Source organism: Pelorhabdus sp. sgz311001, assembly GCF_055901755.1.
On record NZ_JBVXUT010000005.1, the window covers coordinates 301,038 to 325,763 of the forward strand.

General features: G+C 44.3%; 34 protein-coding genes. All 34 read right to left on the minus strand.

Features of this window, described 5'->3' with window-relative positions:
• Window positions 1-29: 29 nt before the first annotated feature.
• Complete coding sequence (locus tag AC0MXB_RS14250; RefSeq protein ID WP_474040377.1) at window positions 30-488, minus strand: divergent PAP2 family protein; 459 nt, start codon at window positions 486-488, stop codon at window positions 30-32.
• Between the two features lie 13 nt (window positions 489-501).
• A complete protein-coding gene (locus AC0MXB_RS14255) occupies window positions 502-1,380 on the minus strand; it encodes a polyprenyl synthetase family protein (protein WP_474040465.1) in 879 nt (292 codons plus the stop codon).
• The gene (xseB, locus tag AC0MXB_RS14260) at window positions 1,380-1,643 is read right to left on the minus strand and encodes an exodeoxyribonuclease VII small subunit (protein WP_474040378.1); all 264 of its coding nucleotides are present in this window, start codon (window positions 1,641-1,643) and stop codon (window positions 1,380-1,382) included. The genes AC0MXB_RS14255 and xseB overlap by 1 nt, the downstream gene beginning before the upstream one ends.
• Window positions 1,630-2,847 carry an exodeoxyribonuclease VII large subunit gene (gene xseA, locus AC0MXB_RS14265; protein WP_474040379.1) on the minus strand — a complete coding sequence of 406 codons (1,218 nt, stop codon included), beginning with the start codon at window positions 2,845-2,847 and terminating at the stop codon, window positions 1,630-1,632. The genes xseB and xseA overlap by 14 nt, the downstream gene beginning before the upstream one ends.
• 152 nt (window positions 2,848-2,999) lie before the next feature.
• On the minus strand, window positions 3,000-3,131 hold the full coding sequence (locus tag AC0MXB_RS14270; RefSeq protein WP_474040380.1) for a hypothetical protein: 132 nt from the start codon (window positions 3,129-3,131) through the stop codon (window positions 3,000-3,002).
• 43 nt (window positions 3,132-3,174) lie between these two features.
• Window positions 3,175-4,137 carry a Kae1-like domain-containing protein gene (locus AC0MXB_RS14275; protein WP_474040381.1) on the minus strand — a complete coding sequence of 321 codons (963 nt, stop codon included), beginning with the start codon at window positions 4,135-4,137 and terminating at the stop codon, window positions 3,175-3,177.
• On the minus strand, window positions 4,134-4,544 hold the full coding sequence (nusB, locus tag AC0MXB_RS14280) for a transcription antitermination factor NusB (protein ID WP_474040382.1): 411 nt from the start codon (window positions 4,542-4,544) through the stop codon (window positions 4,134-4,136). The genes AC0MXB_RS14275 and nusB overlap by 4 nt, the downstream gene beginning before the upstream one ends.
• A 15-nt stretch (window positions 4,545-4,559) precedes the next feature.
• A complete protein-coding gene (locus tag AC0MXB_RS14285) occupies window positions 4,560-4,787 on the minus strand; it encodes a DUF2273 domain-containing protein (protein ID WP_474040383.1) in 228 nt (75 codons plus the stop codon).
• A gap of 11 nt (window positions 4,788-4,798) precedes the next feature.
• On the minus strand, window positions 4,799-5,341 hold the full coding sequence (gene amaP / locus AC0MXB_RS14290; protein ID WP_474040384.1) for an alkaline shock response membrane anchor protein AmaP: 543 nt from the start codon (window positions 5,339-5,341) through the stop codon (window positions 4,799-4,801).
• A 15-nt stretch (window positions 5,342-5,356) separates the two neighbouring features.
• Complete coding sequence (locus tag AC0MXB_RS14295) at window positions 5,357-5,755, minus strand: Asp23/Gls24 family envelope stress response protein (RefSeq protein WP_474040385.1); 399 nt, start codon at window positions 5,753-5,755, stop codon at window positions 5,357-5,359.
• Window positions 5,756-5,929: 174 nt separating this feature from the next.
• Window positions 5,930-6,454: a SpoIIIAH-like family protein gene (locus tag AC0MXB_RS14300; protein ID WP_474040386.1), complete on the minus strand. Its 525-nt coding sequence runs from the start codon at window positions 6,452-6,454 to the stop codon at window positions 5,930-5,932.
• A 9-nt stretch (window positions 6,455-6,463) separates the two neighbouring features.
• Window positions 6,464-7,054 carry a hypothetical protein gene (locus AC0MXB_RS14305; RefSeq protein WP_474040387.1) on the minus strand — a complete coding sequence of 197 codons (591 nt, stop codon included), beginning with the start codon at window positions 7,052-7,054 and terminating at the stop codon, window positions 6,464-6,466.
• A gap of 24 nt (window positions 7,055-7,078) precedes the next feature.
• Entirely contained in the window at window positions 7,079-7,633 is a 555-nt protein-coding gene (gene spoIIIAF, locus AC0MXB_RS14310) for a stage III sporulation protein AF (RefSeq protein WP_474040388.1), read from the minus strand.
• A 12-nt stretch (window positions 7,634-7,645) separates the two neighbouring features.
• Entirely contained in the window at window positions 7,646-8,818 is a 1,173-nt protein-coding gene (spoIIIAE, locus tag AC0MXB_RS14315; RefSeq protein ID WP_474040389.1) for a stage III sporulation protein AE, read from the minus strand.
• Window positions 8,819-8,824: 6 nt separating this feature from the next.
• Window positions 8,825-9,211 (minus strand): stage III sporulation protein AD, encoded by a 387-nt coding sequence (gene spoIIIAD, locus AC0MXB_RS14320; protein WP_474040390.1) that lies wholly within the window; start codon window positions 9,209-9,211, stop codon window positions 8,825-8,827.
• An 11-nt stretch (window positions 9,212-9,222) separates the two neighbouring features.
• The gene (spoIIIAC, locus tag AC0MXB_RS14325; RefSeq protein WP_474040391.1) at window positions 9,223-9,420 is read right to left on the minus strand and encodes a stage III sporulation protein AC; all 198 of its coding nucleotides are present in this window, start codon (window positions 9,418-9,420) and stop codon (window positions 9,223-9,225) included.
• Window positions 9,421-9,432: 12 nt separating this feature from the next.
• Complete coding sequence (locus AC0MXB_RS14330) at window positions 9,433-9,954, minus strand: hypothetical protein (RefSeq protein ID WP_474040392.1); 522 nt, start codon at window positions 9,952-9,954, stop codon at window positions 9,433-9,435.
• A 12-nt stretch (window positions 9,955-9,966) separates the two neighbouring features.
• Window positions 9,967-10,950: a stage III sporulation protein AA gene (gene spoIIIAA / locus AC0MXB_RS14335; RefSeq protein WP_474040393.1), complete on the minus strand. Its 984-nt coding sequence runs from the start codon at window positions 10,948-10,950 to the stop codon at window positions 9,967-9,969.
• Between the two features lie 164 nt (window positions 10,951-11,114).
• Window positions 11,115-11,417 carry a CD1247 N-terminal domain-containing protein gene (locus AC0MXB_RS14340; RefSeq protein ID WP_474040394.1) on the minus strand — a complete coding sequence of 101 codons (303 nt, stop codon included), beginning with the start codon at window positions 11,415-11,417 and terminating at the stop codon, window positions 11,115-11,117.
• A 93-nt stretch (window positions 11,418-11,510) separates the two neighbouring features.
• The gene (gene efp, locus AC0MXB_RS14345; RefSeq protein WP_474040395.1) at window positions 11,511-12,065 is read right to left on the minus strand and encodes an elongation factor P; all 555 of its coding nucleotides are present in this window, start codon (window positions 12,063-12,065) and stop codon (window positions 11,511-11,513) included.
• Between the two features lie 10 nt (window positions 12,066-12,075).
• A complete protein-coding gene (locus AC0MXB_RS14350) occupies window positions 12,076-13,146 on the minus strand; it encodes a M24 family metallopeptidase (RefSeq protein ID WP_474040396.1) in 1,071 nt (356 codons plus the stop codon).
• Window positions 13,147-13,242: 96 nt separating this feature from the next.
• Window positions 13,243-14,868 (minus strand): peptidoglycan D,D-transpeptidase FtsI family protein, encoded by a 1,626-nt coding sequence (locus AC0MXB_RS14355; RefSeq protein WP_474040397.1) that lies wholly within the window; start codon window positions 14,866-14,868, stop codon window positions 13,243-13,245.
• Between the two features lie 41 nt (window positions 14,869-14,909).
• Window positions 14,910-15,110, minus strand: a complete 201-nt coding sequence (locus AC0MXB_RS14360) for a DUF4911 domain-containing protein (RefSeq protein ID WP_474040398.1) — start codon at window positions 15,108-15,110, stop codon at window positions 14,910-14,912.
• A complete protein-coding gene (locus tag AC0MXB_RS14365; RefSeq protein ID WP_474040399.1) occupies window positions 15,103-16,332 on the minus strand; it encodes a peptidase U32 family protein in 1,230 nt (409 codons plus the stop codon). The genes AC0MXB_RS14360 and AC0MXB_RS14365 overlap by 8 nt, the downstream gene beginning before the upstream one ends.
• Window positions 16,325-16,969: an O-methyltransferase gene (locus AC0MXB_RS14370; RefSeq protein ID WP_474040400.1), complete on the minus strand. Its 645-nt coding sequence runs from the start codon at window positions 16,967-16,969 to the stop codon at window positions 16,325-16,327. Before AC0MXB_RS14370 ends, AC0MXB_RS14365 begins: the two co-directional genes overlap by 8 nt.
• Window positions 16,966-18,054 carry an endolytic transglycosylase MltG gene (gene mltG / locus AC0MXB_RS14375; RefSeq protein ID WP_474040401.1) on the minus strand — a complete coding sequence of 363 codons (1,089 nt, stop codon included), beginning with the start codon at window positions 18,052-18,054 and terminating at the stop codon, window positions 16,966-16,968. The genes AC0MXB_RS14370 and mltG overlap by 4 nt, the downstream gene beginning before the upstream one ends.
• 111 nt (window positions 18,055-18,165) lie before the next feature.
• Complete coding sequence (locus tag AC0MXB_RS14380; RefSeq protein WP_474040402.1) at window positions 18,166-18,498, minus strand: DUF1292 domain-containing protein; 333 nt, start codon at window positions 18,496-18,498, stop codon at window positions 18,166-18,168.
• 69 nt (window positions 18,499-18,567) lie between these two features.
• Window positions 18,568-18,984 (minus strand): Holliday junction resolvase RuvX, encoded by a 417-nt coding sequence (gene ruvX / locus AC0MXB_RS14385; protein WP_474040403.1) that lies wholly within the window; start codon window positions 18,982-18,984, stop codon window positions 18,568-18,570.
• A 26-nt stretch (window positions 18,985-19,010) separates the two neighbouring features.
• A complete protein-coding gene (locus AC0MXB_RS14390) occupies window positions 19,011-19,268 on the minus strand; it encodes an IreB family regulatory phosphoprotein (RefSeq protein WP_474040404.1) in 258 nt (85 codons plus the stop codon).
• Between the two features lie 138 nt (window positions 19,269-19,406).
• On the minus strand, window positions 19,407-22,025 hold the full coding sequence (gene alaS, locus AC0MXB_RS14395) for an alanine--tRNA ligase (protein WP_474040405.1): 2,619 nt from the start codon (window positions 22,023-22,025) through the stop codon (window positions 19,407-19,409).
• Window positions 22,026-22,125: 100 nt separating this feature from the next.
• Entirely contained in the window at window positions 22,126-23,100 is a 975-nt protein-coding gene (locus AC0MXB_RS14400; RefSeq protein WP_474040406.1) for an AI-2E family transporter, read from the minus strand.
• Window positions 23,101-23,163: 63 nt separating this feature from the next.
• Complete coding sequence (locus AC0MXB_RS14405; RefSeq protein WP_474040407.1) at window positions 23,164-23,355, minus strand: hypothetical protein; 192 nt, start codon at window positions 23,353-23,355, stop codon at window positions 23,164-23,166.
• A gap of 11 nt (window positions 23,356-23,366) precedes the next feature.
• The gene (locus tag AC0MXB_RS14410) at window positions 23,367-23,531 is read right to left on the minus strand and encodes a hypothetical protein (protein ID WP_474040408.1); all 165 of its coding nucleotides are present in this window, start codon (window positions 23,529-23,531) and stop codon (window positions 23,367-23,369) included.
• 83 nt (window positions 23,532-23,614) lie between these two features.
• Window positions 23,615-24,718: a tRNA 2-thiouridine(34) synthase MnmA gene (gene mnmA, locus AC0MXB_RS14415; protein WP_474040409.1), complete on the minus strand. Its 1,104-nt coding sequence runs from the start codon at window positions 24,716-24,718 to the stop codon at window positions 23,615-23,617.
• Window positions 24,719-24,726 lie beyond the last annotated feature (8 nt).

Here is a 24,726-nt window from a genome sequence, read left to right on the forward strand (position 1 = left end):
CTTTCAATCAGCAGCTAACCTCAGTCAGCTTATAAATAGAGTTTGTGAAATCCGTAGGCAATACCAAAACCAAGTAAAGCTCCGGCAAAAACTTCAAGCGGTGTATGGCCGAGCAGCTCTTTTAAGCGATTTTCCCGAATCGTATGCTCAACCTTCATTTCTCTGACAAGTTCATTAATTACTTTAGCTTGTTTCCCCGCAGCCCGCCGTACGCCAGCTGCATCATACATAACAATGGAAGCTAATACGACCGTAACCGCAAATAGCGGCGACTCCCAACCGTCATGAAACCCGACAGCTGCCGCCAGTGAAACAACAAGTGATGTATGGGAACTGGGCATTCCACCAGCGCCAACCATACGTCGTGCATTAAACTCTTTATCTTTCCAGGCAAAAGTAATGGTTTTGAGTACTTGCGCCACAAACCAAGAAGTCAGCGCTGTCATCAAGGTTACATTCAGACCGATTAAGGCCATAAATTCCCCCACACTCTACCCCTCCTTAACTTTCGCGCGCAACTAAATACTGGACAAGCTGCGAAAGATTCTGTGCTTTAGATCCAAAGGAAGCAAGCGCCTGGTCTGCCGCTATGACACAGCCTTGCGCCATTTTTCTAGCGCCTTCAAGCGTATATAGCGTTACATACGTTGATTTATGATTCCGTTCATCACTGCCTACAGGCTTACCGATTTTTTCGGTCGTACCGACAACATCTAAAATGTCATCAGTAATTTGGAAAGCCAAACCGAAATGAGCGGCATAATCGGTCAACGACGCTAACTGCTCTGGACTCGCTCCAGCCAACAGTGCGCCACTACGGACTGCCGCCCGAAACAGAGCGCCTGTTTTCTGTCTATGCATATATTTTAAAGTTTCACTATCAATTTGTTTGTTTTCTGATAAAAGATCAACCACTTGACCGCCTACCATCCCCGCTGGACCAGCCGCTTGCGCGATTTCTCTGGCTACCTGACACAGTACAGCAGGATCTGCTTTTGGCTGCGATAAAATAACAGCAAAGGCTTCCGTTAGTAGCGCATCGCCAGCCAGTAAAGCAATGGCATCACCAAACACTTTATGATTCGTAAGCTTGCCGCGCCGATAATCATCATTATCCATGACTGGCAGGTCATCGTGAATGAGAGAATAAGTATGAATCATTTCTAGCCCACAGGCGACCTTGGCAAAATCCCTTCCGTCGCCCCCCACAGCTTCCGCCGCTGCCATAAGTAAAATCGGCCGCAGTCGCTTGCCGCCAGCGTGAAGACTATAACGCATCGCTTCCGATAATTTTGCATCCGCTGCCGAAAGCGCCGGTACAACACTTTGCAACTCTTGATCAATAAACTGCGCTTGCTCTTTCAAATAATCTTTTAGCATCATTCATCCTCCAACAGGGACAACTGTTTTTCCTTTACCACACCGTCGCGGCTAGAAAGAATTTTATCAAGCGTTTTCTCTGCTTGATTTAGTTTTGCCAAACAAATCTCCGATAAATTCATTCCCTCAGCAAAAGCCGCTAAAGACTCTTCTAAGGGTAACTCGCCTTGTTCTAATTCCTTCACAATTTTCTCGAGTTGTTCCATTGCTGCTTCAAAGTGTATCGTCTCATCCTTCGGCAACACCTTGCTATTTCGACTCACTTGGCGTCTCCCCCTTTGCAGATAATACCTTAAGCTCTAGAGTTCCCGAAAACAGCGCTGCCTGAATCGTTTCATCAGCATGAACCTGATCAGACCGTCTGATCACAGTACCGTCAGCGCGACGCAAAATACTATAGCCGCGCCCTAACACCGACAGCGGATTTAGTAACGCCAGCTTCTCGGCTAAATGAACAAATCGCAGCCTACTTTCTTCCTGTTTTTTCCCAGCCGAGCCCAGCAAATTCTGTCGATACGTATCAAGAAGTTGTTGATATGGCACAATCAAATCATAAGGATGACGCATGATCCGAGCATTTGCGGCAGCCTCCAAGCGGAGACGGCCGAAAGAAATACGGCCACGTACAGCCACGGCCAGTCGTTCCTGCTGAGAACGCAAGTGTCTGAGCAAATCATTGACATCAGGCACAGCGAGTTCTGCGGCCTGGGAAGGCGTAGCAGCCCGGCAGTCCGCAGCAAAATCAGCGAGCGTATAATCAGTCTGATGGCCAACAGCAGAAATAACTGGTATTTTCGATTCGCTAATTGCCCTAACAACAATCTCTTCATTAAAAGCCCACAGCTCTTCTAGGGAACCGCCGCCGCGCCCTACGATGATCACATCGACCTTACCATAGTCATTCATCCTGGCAAGAGCAGTGGCAATCTGTCCGGCAGCCTCAGTCCCCTGTACAGCTACAGGATAAAGAACTAAAGACACCGCCGGATAACGACGCTTACTTACCGAAATAATATCGCGCAGCGCCGCACCCGTTTTCGACGTAATAATACCAACAGCCTTAGGTAAAAAGGGTAATTTTTGCTTTATCTCCGGACGAAAAAGCCCTTCCTGTTCTAACTTCTCCTTAAGCTGTTCATAAGCTAAGCTAAGCTCGCCAATCCCTTCCGGCACAAGTTGATCCACATAAAGCTGATACTGCCCATCCCGTTCATATAAGGAAATACGGCCGCAAGCGATAACTTTCATTCCATCTTTGGGTCGGAACTTTAAAAATTGAGCACGCCCCCGAAACATAACAGAACGAAGCGTTGCCTGAGAATCCTTCAAAGTAAAGTAGCAATGGCCCGATGTATGCTGCTTAAAGTTCGAGATTTCTCCCTGCACCCATAAAGCGCTAAGCAGCTTGTCTGACTCAAATAGCTGTTTCATATAACGCGTTGCTTCCGTAACTGATAAAACACTCATAACAGAACCTCGCTTTAAAAACTCCTGGAATCATCTATAAAAGACTATTATAGTCTGCTTTTCTACCCTATTGTAAACGTTTCCCTAAAGCTAGTCAAAAGAAATCCATAAAAAAACTTTTGCTCCAAAAGAGCAAAAGCAATGAATCTGATTTATCGGCGCCAATAACGTTGTACGAAAAAGCCAGCCGCAGCACCAACGAGAAACCAAAAAAAGTAGCCTGGCGGAATTAAATGGCCGATTAACATACCGATAGCAGCGCCAAAAAGGATGTGTAAGAGCATAGCCAAGCCCTCCACTCTTTTTACTCTAGCTTATGCCAAAGTATTATAAAGAGTGTCTAAGCGATGCAAAGAAAGCAGCTCCCAAAGCGTGATCAGAGCTAAACTCCGGTTTTGCAAAAAACAGTCTAAGTGAAAGTCGCCGCTTCATCAAAAAGCCTTCTATGTAAGAACGAATAAACTGATTGGACATAACACCGCCTACGAGTAACACATCTTGCAGACCTGTCGCTAGCGCTTCTCGTTCAATCATTCTGCCTAGCGTCCTAGCAACAATCCACTGAGCTGCTGCAGCTATATCAGAAGAATTTCGTCCCGCCTGAATCCATTTGGTCAAAGCCGTTTCCGGTCCGGCAAAACTGACACCATTCGGTCGACAAACAATAGGTAAATTCTCTTGCCCCCCCGAAAGCTCACTGGTTTTAGCCAATGCTTCCAGATGCGGTCCAGCCGGAAAAGCAAGTCCTAGCTTTACGCCAATTCGGTCAATAAACTGTCCTGCCGAAATATCTAGAGTTGAGTTTAATTGTTCTATACTCATCGAAGCCTTAGTTGGGCGCACAACTTTGAGAATATCTGTTGTGCCACCTGATGCGTGTACTGCTAAAAAGGCTCTTTCCGTCAAGCCTTCGGCTGAAACGAGCCCGGCATAAATGTGATTTTCCTGATGACTTAGCCCATAAAAAGGAACTTCGTGACTTAAAGCGATCGCTTCCCCCATCCCCTTGCCAACTAAAAAAGCCGGCATATAAGAATCCGCTACAGGACGAGGCGCAATCGAAGCGGCCACAGCCGCCCAATCTGTTTCTGACAGCGATTGTAACGCGGACTTTAACACCACCGGTAAATTTCTCGTATGCTGAAAGACCATTTCTGACTGAGACAACCCGCGTTTCCCCGCAGGGACCGTAAGCAGTTTGCGACTAGCGCCAAGAAAACGCCCTGCCTCATTAAATACAGCTGCTGACGTAGTATAACAGCTTGTATCAAGGCCCAAAAAGAGTCTCATGACTGTTGTTCTTTTACGAGCGATCCAAGAATTCCATTGACAAAACGTCCTGATTGATCCGTTCCGTAACATTTTGCCAATTCGATTGCTTCATTAATAATTACGCCAGCCGAAAGCTTTTCTTTCGCAAACTGCAGTTCATAAATTGCCATCCTAACAATATTCCGGTCAATTCCCGCCATACGCTCTACTTTCCATTCTTTAGAAATGGCAGTAATAATTTGATCAATCTCATCCTGCCGCTCACTCGTTCCGATCAGCAACAGCTTCGCATAATCACGGGCGCTTTTTGAAAGCTCTTCTCGTTCTTCACAAACACTATCTAAGGCAGCATCTACCGTGCTTTTATTAAAATCCAAATGGAATAAAGCTTGTAACGCCAATTCTCTTGCTATTCTACGACTCATAATCAACCTCTTTCCTTAACGATGATACCCTGGCGGCAAAAAGCGTTCCAAGATATCCATAATATCTTCTTTCTCATCAATTCGTTTACCAATAAAATAACCAATTCCAATACAAAAAAGCACAAACAAAGTATGGAAAAATCCAAAAAACAAAATAAAAGTAGCAATGAGAAAACCGCTCAAAGCCCCGACAATTTTTCCGCTATGGTGCTCCCAAATTGCCTCAATCAATTCACGATTCATCAATTGCCCTCCTATTCCACACGCTGTCTGGCTTTAAAATCATTCGAAATATTTTCAACCAAAACCTCTACATGGGATAACTCCACACCTACTGTGTTTTTAATATAGTCGTCAATGCGTTTTTGCATTTCTGCGCCCACAGTAGGCACATGGCTTTCAGGACTAATCACTGCTTTCACGGTAACTTGCAGGACTTCAGCATTTTTCCGCACTTTTACCTTAACAGACCGTACGCCGCGCGTATGACGGGCCGTTTTTTCCACAAGGTTTTCTACAGCATCAAGCGTAATTAAAATATCGCCGCGCTCACCGTGATGAACAATGGTTTCATGATATTTTTTACTGGAACGAAGCCCAGCCAGAAATAGTCTTAAACTCACTAAAAGCAGCAGGACGCCAATAAGCCCTGCTTCCCACCTTCCATGTATATAATGAATGCTTGTCCACACAATCTCAACAGGAAGAAGATCCACGGCCAATAACACAACCGCAGCAGCTAAGAAAGCCAATAATAGTGTATAAAGAGTAATAATGATCCGATCGACAATTCCCATAGCGACCCCTTTCCTTTAGCGAACGCGAATATCTTCCTCTTTTATATCGGAGCTAAAGCCGACGCCCTGCACGTGAATATTAACTTCCACTACATCAAGACCGGTCATGGATTCAATGGCCCGTTTTACATTTTCTTGCACTTTTAACGCTACATCAGGAATTCTCGCGCCATACTCCACTATCACATAGAGATCAACAGCCGCTTCTTTCTCGCCGACTTCTACTTTAACGCCCTTAGATAAATTCTTCTTTCCGAGCATTTCAGCAATCCCGCCTACAAGTCCGCCACTCATGCCAGCTACTCCGGCAACTTCCGTAGCAGCCATACCAGCTACAATACCGACGACTTCATCAGCAATACGAATCGATCCTACATCGCCCCGCGCTGTTCCATCCTTTTTGCTTTCTTCCAAGAAGAAACCCCTCCAATATAAGCAAACCACTCTCTATTTCGCTTTTATTCTTACCTATAAGGTCGGTTACTAACTATCATATTATACCAGAGACATTATCATTTTACTATTTCTTTCCCTCTAAAAAAATTCTCTTTTATTTCTAGTATTCCTCTTTTTACATGAGAGCTTCTCTTACGGTTTTGCACTAATTGTAATCTCCTCTGCTTTCACGTTGGCTACGCGATGAATAATATCAGCAATTTGCAATACATCGTCTCGCGACAGACTAGCGCTCTTCACTACCGCACTAACCGATTCTTCGCGAATAAAAACAAGTGCATCATAAAAGCCTTTTGATTTAATGAGATTTTCCATTTCCAATTCTTTCTGCTTATCCTGCATTAAACGAAGCACAGAATCTTGCGCATGACTGCGCGCTTCTTCTGTCGGTGAATTGCGGATAATCTCTCTAAGGACCTCAGCTTTTTCACTGCGCACTTTTTCTCGTTCTAGGCGATACTCCACAAAAAAATCAGGACTTGCCGCTATTTGCAACGCCTCACTATGATTTTGACTGACAGGAAGCGCATTCAGCTGCATTTCTGCTTGCTTGCTGCTATCTTCTCGATATACCTTAACGCCCCAAAAAGCGACGCCTAGCATCACGAAACAAACGAATACTAGAAAAGTTTTTTTACGGCCTATTGTCATAACCATACTTTTCCCTCACCTTCTCTGGGGTAATACAGTAACCCGATAAGCTGCAATTCCGAGCCCTGTTTCCACGGCTTTCGTCAAGTTAGCCTTGACACTAGAGTCGCCCGCGCCTTCGGCAATCACTAGAACGCCTTTCACTACCGGTTTCGTCTCATTTACAATCACAGGTTTATCAATCCCATTTTCTTTAGCTAGCAGAACTTGTTCGTTTTTCTTATTTTCCGTTGTGGTGCGCACGCCCCCTGATGGATCTTTTTCCTGGATTGTGCGGCTCTCGGTCGTTGCATTTTTGGCAAACTCCGTACTAGCGCCAGCTGCCAGCGTGACCTGTACCGTTACCGAACCAGCGCCTTTCACCTGTGATAAAAGATTGGCCAACTTCGCTTCTAAAACTTCCTCTTGCGTTTTTTCCACTACAGATGGTAATTTCATATCTTTCGTAGTGACATCTGTTTTGACGGGATTCTCCCAAAAACTACTTACGCCAATCAGCATAAACCCAGCTAAAGCCAAAATAAAAATCTTGCTGTTATGTTGCAGGTAGAGAATCGCTTTTTTTAATCCCGACCTAGCAAAAACTTCCGATAATTGCTGTTGCACCAAGATCCCTCCTTTTTGATTTGTTTATTCTACAATAATTTTTTCTGGGGCAACCTGATAAAGCTGAGAAATCATCGCGACCATCTTTTCTTTCAGTTCCGGCGAAATTTCTTTTCGCGCCGGATTTACTGCGGGAATCACAACAGGCTCGATTCCTTGCTTATAAGAACTGATGACTCGCACATGCACACCGCCCAACTTAGTGAGGGAAGCTCCGTCTTTGTCCGTGGCAAGCGTCACGGTTACCTGAACATCTCCCACACCATCAAGTAACAGCAACGCTGCCCGAATTTGTTTGGCGATCTTGTCGTCGTTAAACGTTTGGCTGTTATTGTTGCCATTCTTAGCACCACTACGCGAGCTCTCGTAAGATTCACTTAGCTTTTGTTCTAACGTTGGCAGCATTTTAGGATCAAAAAAGGTAAGGACAGGTTGCAACAGTGCCAGCATAATGAACAGCCCAACAACAACCTGGGTAAAGCGGCGCATTTGACTACTTGGCAGTAACAATTCCAAAAAAGCGGAAAAAAGCAAGATACAAACAATAGTTTTCAGCCAAGCGCTTGCTGCAGTTATCATAAAATGTCGCTCCTAATGCCACAAAAGGGCTAAATTTCCCACACCAATCAACATAGTAATGACCAAAAAAAACATTAATGTCACCGCAAGGACTGCGCCAAAAATCAGTAATAAGTTATTCCCGATTCCTTGCAAACAGGCTGCCAGTTTTGCATCGCCTAGCGGCTCTACTAAAGCACCTGCCAACTTAATTGTAATGATTAAAGAGAGAAGCTTTAACAAGGGTAACAGACATAGCAGGAAAATAACGAAAAGGCCAAAAATTCCGACCCCGTTTTTTAGCAACAAAGACGCGCTCATTACAACCTCTACTGTGTCAGCAAACATCTTACCCACTACCGGAATAAAAGTTCCTGCGGCAAATTTAGCGGTTCTGAGACTCACGCTATCAGCCACGCCGCCAGCGGCTCCCTGTACCGTAACAAAACCAATAAACACAATAAGCAGTAAGCCAAGAATAACTAAAGCTCCCTGTTTTAGTAGCGAAGCCAATTGTACCAGTCGATATTTTCCCGCTAGATAATTGACGCATTCCAGTACAGTAGAAAAGATTAATAGCGGCAGTACGACATCTTTTACCACTGAACTCGTAGCATTTACAATAAAGAGCATGAGGGGCGTAAAAAGTGCTGCTGATGTAAAAGCGCCTACGGCAGTAAGCAGCGAAAGCAAGACAGGCAGCAACGCTTCCATAAATCCCACCATACGATCTACGGTCTGACCAGCTGTCAGCACGACCTCGTAAAAAATATGAAGCGCCATTACACTTAAGAAAGCAAAACAAAGGCTTTGGCAAAGAAGGCTAATTCCTGACCGTTCAAAAGAATTTTCGATATTTTGTAAGAGAGCGCAAAATACAGCGAGAACAAGTATTTTCCCTAGTAGTAGCAGATTTTTTTTCCCTTCTACTGTCAGTTTTTCCATGATAAATCGACCGAAATCAAAAGATCCGCCAGCAAATCCCTTCAAAGAAAACTCCATAACTGACGCGGCTGTCAATTCCGGAACTTTCCCCTGAAAATCCCCGTTCATTTCTCGGACAAATTGATTGACTGTATCTAGTGATAACGTTTCAAATAAAGGCGCTGTCAGTGCTTCAGCATCTTTTTCACTCTGTGCTGCTCCTACGCCGGGCAAAAGAAAAAATCCTAAAAAGAGAAAAATGCTTATGACACGTTTCATCATTTCACCTCAAGGTAACAGCTTCGTAATGGTATCTAACACTAAAGCCAAAACTGGCACGGCCATAACCATAACGAGAACTTTGCCAGCAAATTCAATTTTCCCCGCAATAGCGCCCTCATTGGCGTCACGGCATATCTGCGCGCCAAATTCTGTAATATAAGCAATTCCAATAATTTTTAAAATGAGTCCAAGATATAAGGGATCTAAATTGGCCCGATGAGCTAAATCCTGAAATACATTTAGAATGACGCTCAGTTTACCAAGCACAAATAAAAAAATCAGCGCTGTCAGGGCCAAACTAAGTTGCAGGGCAAATTCCGGTCTATCACCTTTGATTAGCAGGCTGAGTAGCGTTGCAATAAATCCGATGGCTACAATCTGCACAATATCCATGAGGCTTCCCCCTACATGAGCTTAAAAACATCTTGTACCGTAAAAAATAATTTACCAAGCAATTGAACAACCCAGAGTAAAACGAGCGCAAATCCGGCCAAAGTGCATAAATGAGCCATATCTTCTTTCCCAGCCTGCTTAAGCGCGGTATGAAATACAGATACTAAAATTCCTACGCCAGCAATTTTAAACAGCATTTCGAGTCCCATAAACCGTCCCTCCTATAAAAGTAAAATGACTACAGTTAAACTGCCGCAAAATCCTAAATACCGAAAAAGTTTCACATTTTTTTCTCTTTCCACCAGAGCCTGCTTTTCAATTTCTCGTAGCTGTTCCTGCGTCGTTTGAAATAAGGCGCTATAGCCATTCGGGTTTAATACAGGCAAATTGGCCGCCAACGCAAATAAAATATGCCGTTCCGGCTCTGCCAATGAAAGCTGGTTTCGGCTCTGCTCCCAAGCAGTAGCCAAAGCTTGCTGCCAAGAAAGATCTGGTTTTGTTTTCATTTGTCCGGCCGTAAATACAAACAGGTCATAAACGGCGCCATGAAGACCTTCCACACTAAATTTCAGTGCGGATGTCAAGGGCATGGCTAGATGCTCAATATAAGAAGCCAGCGAAGTAAGCGCCAAAATTAAATCTTGTAGCTCAACAACGCGCTTTTGAAACCGCTTGGCATAGTAAAACCCTTGCAAAGTCCCTGCTAATAAAATCATCAAACAGCCTGCGACTTTTAATACCATAAACTCATCTCCCTATGAACAATCACTAAAACTGCTTTTACGCATCGGATAAAGCGCTTGGCCCGTCTCGGCCTCCACAATTTGTAAAATAGTGCCTGGAGTAGGCGTATTTCCTAGCAAAATATACCGAGAAAAATATCGTTCTTCAATTAGTCTTCCAATATAAGGCCGCTGCCGAACCTCATCAACCGTGCGGCCATGAACGCTAGCAATCAAAGCTACACCGGCATGAATTGCTTCTGCAATCGCCTGAGCGTCTTCCGCCCGACCAAGTTCATCCGTAATGATTACATCAGGCGCCATCGAACGAATCAGCATAAGCATCCCCTGCGCTTTGGGGCAAGCGTCAAGAACATCTAACCGAGGACCAAGATCTACCGTCGGAATTCCGTCGCGACAGGCGGCAATTTCTGATCGTTCGTCAACAAGCCCGACTTGTCTCCCTTGCTGTGAAAGCTCTGGTAAACCGCAACTAAGCTGCCTGGCAATGTCACGCAATAGCGTTGTTTTACCACAACGCGGCGGTGATATAATGAGAGTGTTACAGAGAAAATGATCCGGGCAAAACAAATAGGGCATAACCGCATCAGCGCAGCCAAGGACTTCCCGACAAAGACGAATGTTTAGTGAACTGATAGCGGTAAGTGCGGCTATCGTCTTTTCTCTTACGACAACTTGTCCGGCTAGGCCAATCCGATGGCCGCCGTGAATCGTAATAAAACCTTCTTTTAATTGCTCCGAAAAAGCATAGAGCGAATGTTGGCTCATTACATAAAGCATCTGCTGAATTTCTTCGGCTGAAAGCGGCTCCAGCACATTGCCACTGCTGTCACGCAGCCACTCATCGTCTTTACTAGTTACTAACAGCGGCGCCCAACCAACGCGCAGCCGAATTTCTGTCAACAAGAAAAGAAACGTTTGATCAAGTAGCTCACAGGCAGAACGGATTCGCGGTACGAGAAAAGACCAAATCGTCTGCCAACGCATTTCTTCCATGATCCTGTCCTCCTTCTCTTTACATAGATATAAACAAGACTAGTTATTTATGATAGCAAAATAAAACTGCTGCAAAAAGAATTTTTCTAAGTTAGAAAAACTCTTTTTGCAGCAGTTTTTACAGAGGAATCTTTATTCACATAAGGAAAAATTGACTCATAAAATTATAAACCAGGATGACTTATATCATGATCATGATACTCAGGACATTCTACTTCCATATAATCATCATCTAAGGTATCTACATAAACTTCTTCTTCTAAATCACTGAGATCATCGTCGATCGTTTCAACATACTCTCCCAGTTCTTCTTGCGACAGAGACAATCCCTCAATTTCTCCCGCAAATGTATCAAGCGCATCAATCACATGAATGAGCAGCTTTCCTTCCGCCGAAGCGTCATTTACATTTAAGCCCTTCTTCAATCCCTGCAAATAGGCGACTTTTTCTTTAACAGCTGATGACAAATAAAAAACCTCCTTTTACTCCATGTAAGACGTCTAAGAGGTAGTATCCCCAAAGAAGCAAAAAACATGAACAAAGGAGGTTTTTTGTTTTATTTAAGCCCGTTCAATATAATCACCGGTACGCGTATCAACACGTAGTACATCGCCGATGTTAATAAACAAAGGAACTTTTACGACATAGCCAGTTTCCAGTTTTGCTGGTTTGTTGCCGCCTGTAGCCGTATCGCCACGAATACCAGGGTCTGTTTCAACAACTTCTAGTTCTACGGCGTTAGGCAGATCTACACCGATTACATTGCCTTGGAAAAAGTTTACGCCAATATTCATATTTTCTTTTAAGAAGTTCTTGCCATCGCCAAGTTGCTCTTCAGTAAGTGTAACTTGATCAAATGTTTCATTATCCATCATTACATAGCCATCGCTCTCATAAAGATACTGCATATCGCGACGTTCTACATGAGCTTTCGGCAATTTTTCACCGGCATTAAATGTCCGTTCTACTACGGCGCCTGTTTTTACATTTTTCAATTTAGCCCGCACAAAAGCGGCCCCTTTACCTGGTTTTACATGCTGGAAATCAACAACCTGCCAAACAGCATTATCGATTTCAATTGTTGTTCCAGTGCGAAAATCGTTTGACGAAATCATGAATACCCTCCTAATTACACTTTAATTCTATAAGTTCTTTGGTGCTTTGAGTCAGGATGCGACAACCAGAAGCAGACACAACCACTAAATCCTCTATTCTTACACCACCAAATCCAGGGATATAAATACCAGGCTCCACTGTCATCGTCATCTGTTCAGCTAAAACGTCCTGACAAGTAGGCGATAGACGTGGCTCCTCATGAATGGCAAGACCAACAGAATGTCCTAAACCATGACCGAAATAATCGCCATAGCCAGCAGCAGCAATTACATCCCGCGCAACTTTATCAATTTCAGAACATACCCTGCCTGCCTGAATCTCTTGCAAAGCAGCCAGCTGAGCTTTCAGTACTGTATCGTAAACGGCGCGCTGTTTCTCACTGGCTTTGCCTAAAGCAACCGTACGAGTCATATCAGAGCAGTATCCTTTATAGACCGCGCCGAAATCAAAGGTAATGAGTTCTCCTGGCGAAAGCATTTTTAGCGACGCTTGTCCATGCGGTAAAGCACCACGCTCGCCTGAGGCAACAATTGTATCAAAAGAAGTTTTTTCAGAACCTAGTTTTCTCATAGCATATTCAAGCTGCGCTGCCGCCTCAAGCTCGGTCATACCAGGACGAAGCAAGGTAAGCAACTGGTTAAAAGCCTGATCGGCAATTTGAACTGCCTTGTCTATGTAAGCTAATTCCTCATCATCTTTGATTTGCCGGAGTTCATCAAGCTTTGTCGCCAGCAAGGTTTTGCCCTGCAAAGTTTTCTGCAGTTTTTCATAAGTATCTACTGTGAGCTGATCTGCTTCATAGGCAATAACTTCCAATGGATGGTCCTGCAGCCATACGGCTATATCACTAAACAAATCCGTTCCATGACGTATCACCGTAAAATCAGACGCTTGGGCTTTGGCTTGCTCGACATAGCGAAAATCAGTAAATAGCACTTGTTCGGTATTCGTAATGAGCAAGACACCAGAGGATCCGGTAAATCCGCTAAGATATTGACTATTTTTCCCTTTTGTTACAATTACAGCTTGCGCTGAAATTTTTTGCAATAAATACCGACATTTTTGCAATCGCCCTTGCATGGGCTGCCATCTCCTTAGGGCCTTTTTACGAGGCAATCGAGTATATTAGCCTTTATATTTTAGCATAGATCGCTCTATTTGGCCAGAATATTCTTGTCACTTCTGCTGCATAACTTCACGAGCCACTGCACCAAATAAAGGCGCAGCTACTTCGCCGCCCGAATGTCCCTCTTCGACAAAAACTACAATGACATATTGCGGATTGTCGCGAGGGGTATAACCGGCAAACCACGCATGATTGATGCCCTTACCGCCTGAATCGGCGCGCCCCGTTTCGGCCGAACCAGTTTTTCCAGCGGCGCCATAACCAGAAATAGCAGCTTCCTGCCCAGTACCGTAGGAAGTAACAGCCGCCATCATCTCACGCAGTTGCCTTGCGGTAAGAACCTGAAGCAGCTGTTTGCTGCTGTCAGCAGATCTTTCCTCAACCAGCTTTGGCTCTACCAAAACTCCATCATTGACAATCGTACCAACAAGCGACGCCAACTGCAGCGGCGTTACCTCACAGCTCCCCTGCCCAATCGACAAATTGGCAAGATCGCCGGGAAAAACCTGATCGACTGGTGGCAAATGCCCTGCATCTTCATCAGGCAAAGACAAACTCGTTTTATGACCAAAACCTAGTTTATCAGCATAAGTCAACAATTTTGCTGCGCCTATTTTTTGTCCGACTTCAATGAAAACAGGATTGCTTGAAAAAGCCAAAGCGTCTTGAAATGATATTTTACCGCGCGGCCCTTGTTTATAGTCCCAACCAAAAAATCGCAGCTTATCAACATCAATATATCCAGCATCATAAAAAACCGTTTCTGGTGTAACGATACCTAAATCTAAAGCGGCCGCCGCTACGACAAGTTTAAATACAGATCCCGGCTGATAAGCCGTAATAGCCCTGTTTACCAGTGGCGAATAGGGTTCTTGAAACGAACGCGCCACTTGGGCGGGCGAAAAATTGGGTCGCGAAACAAGCGCTAAAATTTCCCCTGTCTTTGCTTCCATGACAATCAGCGCTCCCCGCTTTATTCGCTGATCAGCCAAAACTTCTAGCTTTCGCTGCAAATTTTTATCTAGCGTAAGAACTATTTCTGACGCCTTCGCTTCCCCGCCGTTTACCTCTTTGTAGCCAAGACCAGGAATCAAATTTTCTTCACCATCAAGCATTGCCGCTACATAACGTTCCTCAGAGCTTGTGAGCAGCAAATCATAACGAGCTTCTAAACCGGTAATCCCATGATTTGCTTGATCCACATAGCCAATCACATGGGCGGCAGGCTGGTTCGATTCGTAGCGAAGCGGTACTCTCACGGCAATAAGACCAGGTATAGGGCACTCTTTATTTAAAAACTGGCTAGTTGCTTCACTGACAAAAATATGAGATCGCTGTGGCTGCTTAGCTAAGGCTAACCGCAGAATCACGGCAACCGCTTGTTCTGGTATAATACCGGTCAACTTCTCCCGAATCGTTTGTTGATCCGGCATTTCCGCCGGAAACAGAAATAGTTCATAAGCAACAGTACTACTCGTTAATTTTTCATGATGTCGATCGAAAAAATCCCCGCGCTTTGTCTCAGCTGAAATTTCCTGTACGCGCCCATGAAGCCCAGCTAGAGCCAAGCTTTTCCCTTCATAAAGTTGCAGATAGCCTAGCCGAAGCATGAGTAGACCGACTAGGATACCGAGTAAAATAGTAATTTTTCTCAGCCGTTTTGCAATAATTGCCATACTGTCACCTCAGTGATAGTATGGCAATTTTCTCAACTCATTTATACAATTTGAATAGCCACAGGCATTGTCAGTAAAATATCCATTACGGTCTGATACGTATCAGGCGTAACTCGAATCATAACAAGACCAGTCTGATTGTCAACGGTAGTCAGTACGCCAAGGTTTTCATACCCCTCAAGAAGCCGATTCACATAATTAATATCATGTTTATCGACTTGGGCAAAAATAGTTTCAAACATCTTGCTTCACCTGCCGCCGTAGCATGGCCAGAGGACTAACAGGCTGACTCATCGGCATCGTGATAATCTGCTGTGGATGAGGCGCTACTAAAATTTCCGCTCCCGTATCATCATACATCGCAGTAATTGTCTGCGTAAAGGCTGGACCAACAGGCTGGGCAATTTCAATTTCTTCGCCAACCTTCATATTGTTACGCTGCTCGACTACAGCTAGTTTCGTGACTGGATCGTAACTTTTTACAAGTCCGATAAAATCATGGGTCTGGCTATAGCTGCTCGTACCGTAAATTTGGTCCTGTTCACTTGTTTTGTTAAAATAAAAACCAGTTGTATATTCCCGATGGGAAACCTTCTGCAATTCTTCCAGCCACTGCGGTCGAATTACAAAGGCCGCTGGATTTTCAAAGTAACTGTCAATCGCCTCACGGTATACTTTAATCACAGTCGCCACATAGTGAACGCTTTTCATGCGGCCTTCAATCTTCAAACTAGAAATACCAGCTTGCAGCAAGTCCGGCAAAAACTCTAACAAACATAAATCTTTTGAGTTGAAAATATAGGTTCCCCGTTCATCTTCCATAACCGGGTAGTATTCGCCAGGACGTTTTTCTTCCATAAGAGCATATTTCCAGCGACAAGACTGCACACAGGCGCCCCGATTTGAATCACGACCAGAAAAGTAATTACTTAACAGACAACGTCCCGAATAGGAAATACACATAGCGCCATGAACAAAAGTTTCTAGTTCTACTTGCACCTTAGCGCGAATATCACGAATCTCCTGCAAAGAAAGTTCCCGCGCCAAAACAACACGAGAGACGCCCAGTTCTTCCCACATTTTCACCGAAGACCAATTCGTATTATTGGCCTGCGTACTGACATGAATGGGCAAATCAGGCGCTGTGTCGCGTACAATTCGATACACGCCTAAATCAGCTACAAGAACAGCATCAACTTGAATCGAGGCTAAAAAGCGAATATAGTCTGGCAAATCGTCTAAATCATCATTATGAGGAAAAATATTGACTGTCACATAAGCTTTTTTACCTAGTTTATGGGTATAGGCTACTGCCTCTTTCATTTCATCTTCCGTAAAATTGCCGCTAAAAGCTCTCAGGCCGAAAGACTTGCCGCCAAAATAAACAGCATCAGCGCCGTAAGCTAAAGCCATAACTAATTTTTCAAAGCTCCCTACAGGAGCTAAAAGTTCCGGTTTATTCATGTATATCTCCTTTTCTCTCACTACCAAGGCCTGTTCCGCTTCCCAAAAATCGAGAAACAGCTAACCCGTCGCCATCAGGAAAAATCTCCGTGGTAAACAGTTCCGGATTCGAAACAAGCTCTAGATAGGCTTTCAACCGCTTTACAATCGTGCGAAAGCGTCGCGGCGGCGCTTCCTGTCCCATTACATAGCCGCGAAACAACACATTGTCGGCGACAATAAGTGCATCTGCTGCCAACTTGCCTGTCAGCAACGCCTGCAGATAATGGACATAATGGCCTTTTGCCGCATCAATAAACACAAAGTCAAAGGGTCCTGTAAGTTTTTCTATCAGTGGCAGAGCATCACCGTATACAAATTCAACAGTAACAGCAAGGTTAGCTTGTCCGATCACATCTCTAGCCTTCGCTTGTCTATCTGCATCAATATCAATCGTCGTAATCGTACCGCCTGCCGCCATTTCTTGGGCAATCAACAAAGTGGAATACCCAATGGCCGTACCAATCTCCAAAACTCGCAGCGGTTGTTTTTGGCGTACTGCATCCAACAAAACTTGACTTCCGGCCTGTTGAATAATCGGCACATGCTGCAGCGCCGCATAGGCCTCCAGTTCCGTTAATAAATGAGAATGTTTCATGGCTGCACCTTAGCAATCATTGCTAAATGCTCTTCATAGGTCCGGCTGAAATGGTGAAATCCGTCTCGGTCAGCGACAAAGTATAAATAGTCCGTAGCTGCAGGATGAAGCACGGCCTGAATCGAAGCAATCCCGGGATTGGCAATCGGTCCTGGCGGCAGTCCTTGGTGCAGATAGGTATTATAAGGCGAAGGAATTTCCGTATCTTGTACAGAAAGCTCCGCTTTAGGATAGCCTAAAATATATTGAATCGTGGCACAAGACTGTAGTGGCATACTCTGTTTTAGACGATTTAAAAAGACGCCAGCAATCACTGGCCGATCGGCTTCTTTCGCCGCTTCTTTTTCTACTAAAGAAGCTAATATCACTACATCGCGAATCGAAAGACCCATATCCCTCGCCCTTGCTTGCATTTCTGGCGTGAATTGTTGACCAAACTGGCCTGCTAGCATTTCCAAGAGTTGCTTTTCCGTCACTTTACGGGGCAACCGATACGTATCAGGAAACAAATAGCCTTCCGCCTTATAAGCCGCAACCGGCGATGGTGCGACAAAAGGAAAGGGAATATACTCTTTCGCTAGCTTTTTAAACACATTGCCGTCGGCAATCTTGTTTTTATCAAGCAATTGCGCGATTTGCTCCACAGTATAGCCTTCCGGTATGGTCAACTTCTGGTAAGCTGTATCACCTTTAGACAACATCGACACAATTTTACCTATAGACATATCTTTTGTAAAAACATAATCGCCAGCTTGCAGGGAATTTTCTAAACCATAAATTTTCGCATAAACACGAAACACGGTCGCACTTGGAAATAAGCCCTTTTGTTCAAGAATTTGTCCGATTTTATCAGCAGTCATGCCATCTGTTACCTGCACTGTAACTTCATCTTTTTGATTGGCTGTCACCTGTGAAGCCGTAAAGCCATAAAAAACGACGCCTAGTAAAAAGATTCCTACGAGAAAGGGAATCACCCATTTTTTCTGTAAATAGGAACTTTGCGCCAAATAAGGATTAGCTTGTTTTTTATACTCGTCTAACCGCAGCTTATATTTGTTGAATTTCTGCTTATCAAAGGGGTTCATTACATCACCTCGTATTAACCAAAAAGCGATTTTAGCTTTCTTATTATAGCACAGATTCCTATATTTCAACAGAAAAAAGGAGCCTTACGGCTCCTTAACTTATTCTGTAGATTATTCGGCGTCGTCCTCATCTTCTACTAACTGTTCGTAAGCGGCACGGACTTCTTCAAATTCTTCATCCGTTGGATCCACATAAACTTCTTCGCCTGTTTCATCTATATCAATTCTGGCAATAAACACATCGGCTTCAGCGCAGTCGCAACCATCTTCACCGCAACCGCAATCTTCTTCAATTTCAATCGGTACTAATATAGCATACCGTTTTTCTCCTACAGGAATAATCATATCTTCACGATAATAGAATTCGTTGCCTTCTTCATCTGTCATAACAACTACTAATTCTTCTTCTAGATCTTCCATGTCTTCTTTTTCAAAATCAGCCACGAGGATCACCTCTTTCATTCAAATGTAATGTAATTTTATCTTAGAAAAAACACCCTGTCAAGGCAGAAACTACCTTCCCAAACTGTCTAAATAACCTTGCAAAATAAAAACAGCAGCCATTTTATCAATGACTTTTTTCCGTTTGGCTCGGCTGACATCAGCGGCAATCAAGGATTTTGTGGCAGCTACTGTCGAAAGGCGTTCGTCCCATAAGACTACTTTTTGGAGCGGAAAATGCTTTGTTAATTCCTTGTTAAATTCTTCAACAAATTGACAACGCGGCCCTTCCGTGCCATTCATATTTTTCGGCCACCCTACTACAAAGGTGTCAACTTCATACTCAGCTACAAGTTCGGCCAACCGCTTCAAGTCAATTTCCAAGGATTTGCGGCGAATTACTTCGACGCCTTGCGCCGTTAGAGCTAAGCCGTCACTTACGGCTACGCCAATCGTACGATCGCCTACATCAAGTCCTAATTTCTTCATACTTTCTCCTACTCTTTGGCCTATCTTTATTCTTCCTTCAGGTAGGCTCTTACCAATTCTTCTAAAAGTTCGTCCCGCTCCAACTGGCGAATTAAGCCGCGAGCATTATTATAGCTAGTAATATAAGTGGGATCGCCGGAGATCAGATAGCCGACAAGTTGATTAATCGGATTATAGCCTTTTTCCTTTAAGGCTTGATATACGGTCGTAATAATGACAGCGGCCGCATTTTTCTCTTCTGCTTCTACCTGAAACATCATCGTCTGATCTGATACTTTATTCATAGAGCAGCCTCCTCACAAGCTAGTATTCTCTGATTCTCTTATCTTATTCGCTAAATAGGAAAGGTTTTCCTGTTATTTCTTCGAAAAGTCTAGCGAAATAAAAAAAAGGAGCAGATACTGATTCTGCTCCTCTTCGATTTACGCTTTAGCAAGCTGGTCAATAATAACCGCATTCGCTTTTGCCAACGCTTCCGCGATTTTCTCGGGAAGTTTGCCACCAGCCTGCGCCATATCAGGACGGCCGCCGCCGCCGCCGCCAGCAATTTTAGCCGCTTCTTTAACAATATTGCCTGCATGAAGTCCTTTTATTGCACCTTTCGTCATGGCAACAAAATTCACTTTCTCACCATTAACAGCGCCAAGAACAACAACACCTGCTTTGATACGATCTTTCACTAAATCAGCCATAGAACGAAGCTCGTCCATATCTTTAGCGACTACAGAGTGAACAACAATTTCCGCTTCCCCTTGCCGTTGCAGCCCAGCCATCAAATCTTCTACGACCGAACCAGCCAACTTTTTCTGAGCAGCATTCAGTTCCGCCTCAAGTTCTTTTACATGAGAAAGCAGTTGATGTAACTTATTATTGACTTCTTCTGGCCGTGTCTTAAGCGCCTGGGCAGCTTCCGTTAGTGCTTTGCGCTCTTGATTTACAAAATCAAGGGCCGCTTGGCCGGTAATCGCTTCAATCCGCCGCAAACCGGAACCAATACCAGCTTCCGATAAAATTCTAAAAAGACCAATTTGTGCAGTATGATCGACATGACTGCCGCCGCACAGCTCCCGACTAATCGGTTCAACAGTAACCACGCGAACCTGATCGCCATATTTTTCACCAAACAGTGCCGTAGCGCCAAGCTTTTTCGCTTCTTCTATGGGCATTTCCGCTTTCGTTACAGCATAGTCAGTCAAAATCGCTTCATTAACCTGCATTTCAATCGCTGTAATTTCTTCGGGCGTTACTGGTGAAAAGTGGGAAAAGTCAAAGCGCAGCCGATCGGCTGAAACAAACGAACCGGACTGATTGACATGAGAACCCAAGACAGACCGCAAAGCTGCCTGCAGCAAATGCGTTGCCGTATGGTTCCGCGCACAGGCGCTATGTTTTCCTTGATCGACATTCAGCTCAGCTACCTGACCCTTTTCAATCGTTCCTTCCACAACATGACCCAGATGATACACTGTACCGTCAGGTAATTTTTTCGTATTTGTCACAGCAATACGACCTGTAGGAACCGTAAGGAATCCTGTATCGCCGACTTGTCCGCCGCCTTCGGCGTAAAAAGGCGTAACCGCTAAAATAACCGCTGCATCTTCGCCGTCGTGGACGCGATCGACGACCTTACCATCTTTAAAGAGCAATACAATATCACTCATTTTAGCAGCTTCGTCTTGCGCCAACGCTGCACTGACTAAGCCAGACAAATCTGGAATCACTACTTTTTCTTCCGATTCCTGGCGAGCCGCTCTAGCCCGCTCCCGCTGTTCTTTCATGGCAGCGTCAAAAGCGGCTTTATCAAGCGTGAAACCTTCTTCCGCTAATATTTCTTCCGTTAACTCCCAAGGGAAGCCAAAGGTGTCATACAGTTTGAACGCCGTAGCGCCGTCAAGAACTGTTTTACCCTGTTCTTTCCGTTCGGCAATTTCGCGATTGAGTAATTCCGTACCTTGCTGCAACGTTTCATCAAACCGTTTTTCTTCCAGTTCAATAATCCGTTTAATATATTGTTCTTTCTCTTTCAAATCAGGGAAAGCTTCTTTAAAGATTTCCATTACTACATCTACGCTTTTCGCCAAAAATGGCTCATGAATACCGAGCAGGCGGGCATGACGCACAGCACGGCGCAAAATGCGACGAAGTACATAACCGCGTCCCTCATTGGAAGGCATGATCCCGTCAGCAACCATAATCGTCATACTGCGAGCATGATCAGCAATAACCTTCAAAGATACGTCGTGAGCAGCACTTTCGCCATATTTAACGGTACTAATTTTCATAACATGGTCAATAATGGGAAACAGCAAATCTGTTTCAAAGTTGCTTGGCTTATTTTGCAATACAGAAGCAATCCGTTCTAAGCCAGCGCCAGTATCGATATTCTTTTTCGCCAGTGGCGTATAATTGCCTGCTTCATCACGATCATACTGAGTAAATACGAGATTCCAAATTTCCAGGTAGCGATCACAATCGCAACCTACAGCGCAAGTATCGCTGCCGCAACCGCGTTCCTCACCTAAATCAATATAAATTTCTGAACAGGGACCACAAGGTCCTGGCCCAATTTCCCAAAAATTATCTTCCATACGAACAATCCGTTCCGCTGGAAAAGAAATATCTTTTGTCCAAATTTCAAAAGCTTCGTCGTCTTCCGTATGGATAGTTACCCATAATTTATCAGCAGGCAATCCAAGCTCTTTCGTCAAAAACTCCCACGCCCAAGCAACTGCTTCTTTTTTGAAATAATCGCCAAAAGAAAAATTGCCAAGCATTTCAAAAAATGTCTGATGTCTAGCCGTACGTCCAACATTTTCAATATCGCCAGTACGAACACATTTTTGGCAGGTAGAAATACGTGGATGAGGGGGCTTCATTTTTCCAGTAAAAAAAGGTTTAAAGGGAGCCATTCCCGCACCAATTAAAAGTAAAGTCGGATCATTTTCCGGAATTAAGGGATAACTATTTAAAATTAAATGTTCTTTGCTCTTAAAAAAATCTAGAAACTTCCTGCGAAGCTCGTTCCCCGTCACTATCATCAACCTCTACTTTCTCCTATCTCATCTTATGGAATTATACATAATTTAGCTTTCTATGTCAATCTTTAGGGGCGGGGTTTCGCTTGCTTCTAGAGCCTTCAACCTAGCGAAAAACCTGGAATCCATGAATTAGAAAGACCCGAAGCAGCGCCGCAACGGGTACAGCAAAAAGCATGCCGACGACACCGTATAGTTCACCGCCAGCTAGCAGCAGAAATATTACGACTAACGGATGAAATCCCATAGAATCGCCCAATATTTTGGGGCCGATGATGCTGCCCTCAATTTGATGAATGAGCAGAAACAGCAAAGCTACTTTAAATGCTAATGAAGTGGAGTAAAGTAAAGCCAGCGTTACAGCAGGTACAGCGCCTAGTAGAGCGCCGAAATAGGGAATGACGTCAAGAAACCCCGCTATAACGCCGCAAAGCAAAGCAAAGGGGAGTTCTAGCAAAGTAAGTCCAATGGTAACTAAAACACCTACAAGTACTGCGATGATAATTTGTCCACAGATAATGCCCTTGATGACCTGCTGCACATCTTTCACCAGGGAGCGCAATAAAGGATGCTTATCTTGGGGAATAAGAATGAAACCTTGTCGCTTAAACTTGGGCCAATCATATAAAAAATAAAAAGCTAGCACCGGACTAATAATAATATCTAAGCTATGGCGAAAAAATGCAATAAACAAAGCAATAACAGCGGCCAGACTTCCCCTGATTTCATTGCCTAGCTGTTCAATATAGCTATCGATTTCTTCTCGCATCGCCCAAGGAATTTGCACCATATCATACTGATTGTCAAGGGAAACAAGAAAATTTTGCCCTTGTTGCAGCATCGATGGCAATTGCTCGAAAAAAGCTCTTGTTTCGCGAAACAAAAGTGGTAAAATCAGGCGAATAAAAAAAAATCCGCCGAAAAAAAGCAAAAAATATACGATGATTAAAGCAGTAAGTCGCGAACAGCCTTTCCTTTCTCCATAGCGAATCAGGGGTTCTAAAAAATAGGCAATAAACAAGGCCCCGACAAAAGGATACAGCGCCGCCCGCAGCAGCCATAAAAAAAAGCAGACAGCCAAAATCGCACCGCCTGCTGCACCCCAACGCAAGATTCGTCTTGTAAGCAGATGAATCCCTCCTAGCTACGGTCGCATAATACGACGTCTTGTTCTGACAGCTTTGCGAGCCAGCTCATTGGCTGTTCCTTTCACAGCCTCTACGCCTCGTTCAACAAGCGGCTTTCTATGGTGCTCCTGCCACGGACTTGTCAACGCGGCAAGAACGGTAGCGGCCAAACCGCCTAGCAGCAACCCCTGCCAAAAATTGTTACGCATATAAAATCCCCCTACCCTTCTGTCGTTTGCGCAACTAATGCGCCATCGTCATCAATGGTGAAAATTTCATAATGGTCGTCTTGAAAGACAAATTCTACACAACATTCCCAACAATAGTACTGATCTACGCCCACCTTGCCAATAGCCTTTTTGCCGCAGGCCGGACAACGTTCCACTTGCATCAACCTCCGCCGACCTGCAATAAAATAACGGTACCGTTCTTTGCAGTCGGTACCGTTATTATGCCCCTTTTATTTAGCTATCTTTCATCTTTTTTTACTTTTTCAATAATACCGCCGCCAATCACGGTGTCTTGTTCGTAAAAAACAGCTGACTGACCAGGCGTAATCGCGCGCTGTGGTTCTTTAAAGGTAACAAGAACTTTATCCTCGCCCAAGGGTTCAATGAATGCCGTGCTTTCTTTCGCCCCATAGCGAATTTTAACTTGCGCAGAAAAAGGCGCTTCCAACCGATCTAAAGTAATCCAGTTTAAATCATGCGCTACAAAAGCACTAGCAAAAACATCTTGATTTTCTCCTAAGATTACTTCATTGCGTTCATAGTCGAGCGCCACTACGTACAAGGGACGACCCGCAGCAATGCCTAGTCCTTTGCGCTGTCCTACCGTATAAAGCGGCAATCCTTGGTGACGTCCAATAATTTCACCTTGTAGATTTACAAAATTACCTGGCTTAAGTAAACCTGGAGCCCGATCTTCTAGAAAGCGTTTGTAGTCGTCATCAGGCACAAAACAAATTTCTTGACTGTCAGGCTTATCAGCTACAGCAAGACCAATTTCTCGTGCCATTTCTCGCGTTTGCACTTTCGTATATTCGCCAAGGGGCATTAAAAAATGCGCTAATGTGTGCTGATTTAAGTGATATAGCGCATAAGACTGATCTTTGCTTGTATCAATCCCTTTCTGCAATACATAACGATTCCGTCCTTGATCGAAAGCGATCCGAGCATAATGACCTGTTGCTAAATACTCCGCCCCCACCTCTTGCGCTTTATGTAAAAGACCTTCGAATTTTACGTAACGATTGCAGGCAATACAAGGGTTGGGCGTTTTGCCATCGCCATATTCACGAATAAAATAATCCACAACGGTTTTTTGAAACATCTCGCGGAAATTTACGACATAGTAAGGAATACCTAGCTTATCAGCTACGCGGCGAGCGTCGCCCACAGCTGTCAAAGAGCAACAACCACGGCTGTCAGGATTATCCTCCCGTTCGTCGTTTTCCCAAATCTGCATTGTCATACCAATTACGTCATAGCCTTGTTGCAAAAGAAGGGCGGCAGTTAGTGAACTGTCCACCCCTCCGCTCATGGCTACAACCACACGTGGTTTTTGGGCCATGGCTGATA

Bases quoted from the DNA above. Each gene is read 5' to 3' on its own strand.
- efp (WP_474040395.1), bottom strand. From the start codon at position 12,065: ATGATTTCGTCAAACGATTTTCGCACTGGAACAACAATTGAAATCGAT.
- AC0MXB_RS14300 (WP_474040386.1), bottom strand. From the start codon at position 6,454: ATGGTTATGACAATAGGCCGTAAAAAAACTTTTCTAGTATTCGTTTGT.
- mnmA (WP_474040409.1), bottom strand. From the start codon at position 24,718: ATGGCCCAAAAACCACGTGTGGTTGTAGCCATGAGCGGAGGGGTGGAC.
- spoIIIAC (WP_474040391.1), bottom strand. From the start codon at position 9,420: ATGGGACTCGAAATGCTGTTTAAAATTGCTGGCGTAGGAATTTTAGTA.
- xseA (WP_474040379.1), bottom strand. From the start codon at position 2,847: ATGAGTGTTTTATCAGTTACGGAAGCAACGCGTTATATGAAACAGCTA.
- ruvX (WP_474040403.1), bottom strand. From the start codon at position 18,984: ATGAAGAAATTAGGACTTGATGTAGGCGATCGTACGATTGGCGTAGCC.
- spoIIIAE (WP_474040389.1), bottom strand. From the start codon at position 8,818: ATGATGAAACGTGTCATAAGCATTTTTCTCTTTTTAGGATTTTTTCTT.
- AC0MXB_RS14275 (WP_474040381.1), bottom strand. From the start codon at position 4,137: ATGAGACTCTTTTTGGGCCTTGATACAAGCTGTTATACTACGTCAGCA.
- spoIIIAA (WP_474040393.1), bottom strand. From the start codon at position 10,950: ATGGAAGAAATGCGTTGGCAGACGATTTGGTCTTTTCTCGTACCGCGA.
- AC0MXB_RS14330 (WP_474040392.1), bottom strand. From the start codon at position 9,954: ATGGTATTAAAAGTCGCAGGCTGTTTGATGATTTTATTAGCAGGGACT.
- AC0MXB_RS14370 (WP_474040400.1), bottom strand. From the start codon at position 16,969: ATGAAACATTCTCATTTATTAACGGAACTGGAGGCCTATGCGGCGCTG.
- spoIIIAD (WP_474040390.1), bottom strand. From the start codon at position 9,211: ATGGATATTGTGCAGATTGTAGCCATCGGATTTATTGCAACGCTACTC.
- AC0MXB_RS14355 (WP_474040397.1), bottom strand. From the start codon at position 14,868: ATGGCAATTATTGCAAAACGGCTGAGAAAAATTACTATTTTACTCGGT.
- AC0MXB_RS14350 (WP_474040396.1), bottom strand. From the start codon at position 13,146: ATGCAAGGGCGATTGCAAAAATGTCGGTATTTATTGCAAAAAATTTCA.
- AC0MXB_RS14285 (WP_474040383.1), bottom strand. From the start codon at position 4,787: ATGAATCGTGAATTGATTGAGGCAATTTGGGAGCACCATAGCGGAAAA.
- spoIIIAF (WP_474040388.1), bottom strand. From the start codon at position 7,633: ATGATAACTGCAGCAAGCGCTTGGCTGAAAACTATTGTTTGTATCTTG.
- AC0MXB_RS14255 (WP_474040465.1), bottom strand. From the start codon at position 1,380: ATGCTAAAAGATTATTTGAAAGAGCAAGCGCAGTTTATTGATCAAGAG.
- mltG (WP_474040401.1), bottom strand. From the start codon at position 18,054: ATGAACCCCTTTGATAAGCAGAAATTCAACAAATATAAGCTGCGGTTA.
- AC0MXB_RS14405 (WP_474040407.1), bottom strand. From the start codon at position 23,355: ATGCGTAACAATTTTTGGCAGGGGTTGCTGCTAGGCGGTTTGGCCGCT.
- AC0MXB_RS14365 (WP_474040399.1), bottom strand. From the start codon at position 16,332: ATGAATAAACCGGAACTTTTAGCTCCTGTAGGGAGCTTTGAAAAATTA.
- AC0MXB_RS14360 (WP_474040398.1), bottom strand. From the start codon at position 15,110: ATGTTTGAAACTATTTTTGCCCAAGTCGATAAACATGATATTAATTAT.
- AC0MXB_RS14270 (WP_474040380.1), bottom strand. From the start codon at position 3,131: ATGCTCTTACACATCCTTTTTGGCGCTGCTATCGGTATGTTAATCGGC.
- nusB (WP_474040382.1), bottom strand. From the start codon at position 4,544: ATGAGTCGTAGAATAGCAAGAGAATTGGCGTTACAAGCTTTATTCCAT.
- amaP (WP_474040384.1), bottom strand. From the start codon at position 5,341: ATGGGAATTGTCGATCGGATCATTATTACTCTTTATACACTATTATTG.
- AC0MXB_RS14390 (WP_474040404.1), bottom strand. From the start codon at position 19,268: ATGAATAAAGTATCAGATCAGACGATGATGTTTCAGGTAGAAGCAGAA.